We start from the raw sequence: 482 nt of genomic DNA, 5'->3' as shown, positions 1-482 counted from the left end.
CCATTAAGAATTTGAACTTTCACAGATCTTGTACGTTTACCATCTTGGTTATTGTTATCATCCCACACCTTAGTTCCTGAAAGGATAACTGTATCCGGATTGTGAGTGTTAGTCACTACTTGACCAGTCACAGAGGCTTCATAACCAGCTGGTACATCTACTTCCTTGATTGAGTAAGCGATCTCTTTACCAGCTTCGTACTGTGGAAGTTTTGTAAATGATGCTACCCAAGTGTTAGCGTCCGTCTTATCCTTAGCTGTCAAGGTCAATTTCTTACCTTCAACGGCTACTGGTTTAGATCCATCTACAGATTTGAAAAGTTGAACCGTTACGGACTCAGGACGTTTGCCGTCTTGGTTGTTCGCATCCTTCCATACTTTTGTTACCTTGTAGTCGATTGCTTTAGGAGCATATTTGTTTGTGATGGTAAAGTCTGTAATAGTTGATTCGTATTCTGCTACGGCTTCTTCTGTTACAGTGTA

General features: G+C 40.9%; 1 protein-coding gene. It reads right to left on the bottom strand.

The annotated features are described in order from the left end of the window. Nucleotides 1–482 (bottom strand): Cna B-type domain-containing protein (locus B7725_RS00030; protein WP_142357337.1); only part of this gene is annotated, 482 nt, incomplete at both ends.

Origin of the sequence: Streptococcus oralis subsp. tigurinus, assembly GCF_002096275.1 — a bacterium.
GTDB lineage: Bacteria > Bacillota > Bacilli > Lactobacillales > Streptococcaceae > Streptococcus > Streptococcus oralis_CN.
The sequence above is the reverse complement of the archived record's forward strand: the minus strand, read 5'-3'. Positions and strand labels throughout refer to the sequence as shown.